This window comes from Arthrobacter sp. UCD-GKA (assembly GCF_001863355.1).
Lineage (GTDB): Bacteria > Actinomycetota > Actinomycetes > Actinomycetales > Micrococcaceae > Paeniglutamicibacter.
In genome coordinates this window covers 1-3558 of sequence record NZ_MOLR01000026.1, presented here as the reverse complement: position 1 = coordinate 3558, position 3558 = coordinate 1, and the positions used below count along the sequence as shown (strand labels likewise).

Sequence of the window (3558 nt, the reverse complement as noted above, 5' to 3'; positions counted from 1 at the left end):
TCGCCAGCACCGAGTCCCAGGTGCCGTCGGCGGCGTAGCGGCGGTGGCGCTTCCACACGGTCTTCCAGGACCCGAAGTGCTCGGGCAGGTCGCGCCACGGGATGCCGGCGCGGTAGCGGTAGATGATGCCCTCGACCACGAGCCGGTGCTCCTTGAACGGGCGCCCCGCCCTGCCCGTGGAATCGGGCATGAACGGGGCAATCAGCTCCCACTGGGGATCGGTGAGGACGGTGTAACGGGAATTCACCCGTTAATCCTGCCAAACCGAACCGTCAGCGATTAGGAGACACGCCCTAGCCCCACGACTTGATTCCGTTTGACCGAAAGCGAGGCGTTGTCCACTGCGACGTGTTTAGACCGCTTGAACACGCCGCCAAGCGTGAACTCTTTGCTTACGTTAGTAAGCTCCAAGACGAGGTCGTTATGGGCTCCGAGCTGATCGTTTTTCATAGCGTCACCTTTGAATAGATGGACTTATCGATCACTGGGAGTCGATGCGGTTGATGACCCAGCCGAGGCGCCGCTTCCAAAAGACCTTGTGTGTATCCAGATTTCGGGTTGGCAATGACTTCTTGGGTCGCGCCCTGCTCCATTTCATAGCCATCCAGCATGACCACTACGTCGTCGGTATATTGCGAAACCAAACCAAGGTCGTGGCTGATCAGGACCAATGCCAGATCGAGGTCATCGCGCAGTTTCAGCAACAAGTCCAGGATCTGTTTTTGAATCGTGGCGTCCAGGGCGGTCGTCGGTTCATCCGCAAGCAATAAGGCCGGATTGCAAGAAATACTCATGGCGATCATGACGCGTTGTCGCATACCGCCGGAGAGCTGGTGGACATAGGATCCCAGTACACCTCGCGTTGGAGGAATGCCCACGAGATCCAGCAGATCGCTGGCACGATCACGTGCCTGTTTTTTGCTGAAGCCCAGGTGCATACGCATAGGGCGAATCATTTGCTCGCCAATAGTCATCGTCGGGTGCAGAGCACTCATCGGCTCTTGAAAAATGAAGCCGATCTCGGAGCCGCTCAGTTTGCGCCGCTCGGCGTGAGTTGCGGTGAGCAGATCCTGACCTTTGTAAAGGATTTTGCCCGAAGCAACGGCCACATCCGGCAATATCCCCATGATGGCAGTAGCAGTCATGGATTTTCCGGAACCGGATTCACCGACAACGCCCAATGTCTTCCCTGCTTCAAGCGAGAAGTTCAGCGAATGCACGACTCTGCTTGGACCTTCTGGTTTAAGGATGTCGATGTTCAGGTCGCAAACTTCGAGTAACACTTTTTCACCTACGCTCATGGCGCTAGTCCTTGCTGTCTAAACGAATACGCGGATCGATCAGTGCACAGACCACATCCACCAAGAGATTCACCACCACAAAGATGATGGCAATGAGAAAAATGCATCCTTCAATGAGCGGGTAGTCACGGCGATCTACAGCAGTCAGCAGGAGCTTGCCCAATCCTGGAAGCGAGAAGACGTTTTCGGTAACCACCGCGCCTCCGAGCAATGAAGCCATGGACAGCCCCACCACAGTAACGACCGGCACCAAGGCCGCGCGGAACACATACTTTCCAGTGATCGTCCGCTCACCAATGCCCTGGGCACGTGCGGTAGTGACGAACGGCTGGAATTTGGCATCCAAGACGCCATTGCGTGAATACCTGAAGAGCGTGGCTGCCTCCAAGACGCCCAGCGCCAGGGCCGGCATCGCCATGAAGGAGAGAAACTGACCGAAGTTTTCCGTTGGGGCCACATAGCCGGCGACAGGGAACCAACGCAACATCACACCGAACACCAGGACCATCAAGATGGCCAGCCAGAAAGTCGGCATGGCAATGCCGACCGCCGAACCAACAACCATGGCCTTATCCACAATTCTTGATTTGGTTGATGCAGCAATCGCTCCCAGAAGCGGGCCAAGCAAGACGGCAACAATCAATGCCAGAACGGCAAGTTGGGCGGTTACTGTTGCTGCAGCAAGGACCAGCTCGCTCACTGGGGCCCGGAGAAATATCGATTCGCCAAAATCGAATCGGACCATACGCCCTAGCCAGACAATGAATTGAAGGATGATGGGTTGGTTGAGTCCCATCTCTTCACGAAGATTTTCAATGTCGGTCGCAGTGGCCTCTTCGCCTAGGATGACCGCGGCGGGGTCTCCGGGAGTCAGCCGCAGCAATACGAAGAGCAAAACCATGGGTACGGCAATGGTTGGCAGCAACGCCAACAAGCGCTTGAAGATGTAATTGAGCATTAGTGCTGTCCCTCCTTTGCAGCGACCTTGACAAGTGTCTTGAGTTTTGCGAGGCCCGCGATGCGGCGGGCTCGAGGATCCATCGAGTCTCGAAGCCCATCACCTAGGAGAATGAGGCCCAATACGGTAACCAGAATGGCCACACCGGGGAATACACCAATCCACCAGGCGACAGCGATATATTTTTGTGCGGCCGAGAGACTGGCACCCCAGCTCGGCACTTCGGGCGGGATTCCGATGCCTAGGAAGCTCAACGCGGCAATGGAGAGCACGGTTGCAGCGAAGCCCATTGTTGCTTGAACGATCAGGACAGAGACAGCTTCGGGAGCAACATATTTGGAAAGAATCCATGAATCCTTGGCACCCATTGCCCGGGCAGACTCGACCATGGCAGTGGATTTCACGCTGAGTGATGCCGAACGAACCACGCGCGCAATCGGCGGAATCAAGACCACGGTTAGTCCGAAGACTACTGGTCCGACACCCCGGCCTAGAACGCCAACCAGGCTCATAACCAAAATGATGTTTGGGAACGACATCATCCCGTCGATGACGCGCATGACCACTGCGTCAACCTTTGGGAAGTACCCGCAGATGATTCCGATCAGGTAACCGATGACTATGGCCAAGACCGTACAAAGCGCGGAGATCCCGAGTGCAGTTTGCGCCCCAAAGAGCAGCATTGTCCACATGTCGCGTCCTTGGTCATCAGTACCCAGCGGGAATGCCGCTTGAGGCGCTTTCAGCCGGTTTACCGGATCGACAAAATTTGGGTCGCCGCCAAGAACTGGCGCTAATAGGGCTAGGCAAACCACCACCAAAATGATGGCTGCGCCCGTCATAGCGGAGGGGTCCCTCAGCAAGGCCTTGAATGTTGTTTTCATGTTTCTCTTCTTGTCCACGGACGATCAACAGCGAGATTTCTTGCACTGGAGGTGGGTGGCCCCGACTTCATGAATTGCTCGGAGACGGAACCACCCACTCCCACCCTCGTGTGGTGTTTAGCCCTGATTTTTCATGGAACGCCGACGGGCCGCCGAATCCGTGATTTTCCCGGATTCGGCGGCCTGTCGTATTTTCGGGCACGCCAGGAACGGCCAGGTCGCCGGCCGGGGGCGTCGGGTTCCATCTTCCGAAAGGGGCTTGCTTCTGTCGTTTCGAAGGGGTCGCGGCAGGGGGTCCTATGCCGCGAGGTGTCCGTTGCGCCAGCGTTCGCGCAGCCGGGCGGTTCCCTCGACGAGGGTGAAGAAGAGTGGTGATTCGGGGGCGGACTCGGGGATCAGCAGCCTTTTCTGCCGG

4 protein-coding genes are annotated in these 3558 nt (G+C 56.8%); all 4 read right to left on the bottom strand.

What is annotated here, in order from left to right; genetic code table 11:
• On the bottom strand, positions 1–190 hold a 190-nt coding region (locus BLJ79_RS22150), incomplete at its 3' end, for a transposase (protein ID WP_286135946.1).
• Positions 191–446: 256 nt separating this feature from the next.
• A complete protein-coding gene (locus BLJ79_RS22145; protein WP_071216981.1) occupies positions 447–1301 on the bottom strand; it encodes an ABC transporter ATP-binding protein in 855 nt (284 codons plus the stop codon).
• A 4-nt stretch (positions 1302–1305) separates the two neighbouring features.
• Entirely contained in the window at positions 1306–2259 is a 954-nt protein-coding gene (locus BLJ79_RS22140) for an ABC transporter permease (RefSeq protein WP_071216980.1), read from the bottom strand.
• Positions 2259–3143, bottom strand: coding sequence for an ABC transporter permease (locus tag BLJ79_RS22135; RefSeq protein ID WP_071216979.1), 885 nt, complete (start codon positions 3141–3143; stop codon positions 2259–2261). Before BLJ79_RS22135 ends, BLJ79_RS22140 begins: the two co-directional genes overlap by 1 nt.
• Positions 3144–3558 lie beyond the last annotated feature (415 nt).

Coding starts and splice junctions, on each gene's coding strand:
- BLJ79_RS22135 (WP_071216979.1), bottom strand. CDS start 3,143: ATGAAAACAACATTCAAGGCCTTGCTGAGGGACCCCTCCGCTATGACG.
- BLJ79_RS22140 (WP_071216980.1), bottom strand. CDS start 2,259: ATGCTCAATTACATCTTCAAGCGCTTGTTGGCGTTGCTGCCAACCATT.
- BLJ79_RS22145 (WP_071216981.1), bottom strand. CDS start 1,301: ATGAGCGTAGGTGAAAAAGTGTTACTCGAAGTTTGCGACCTGAACATC.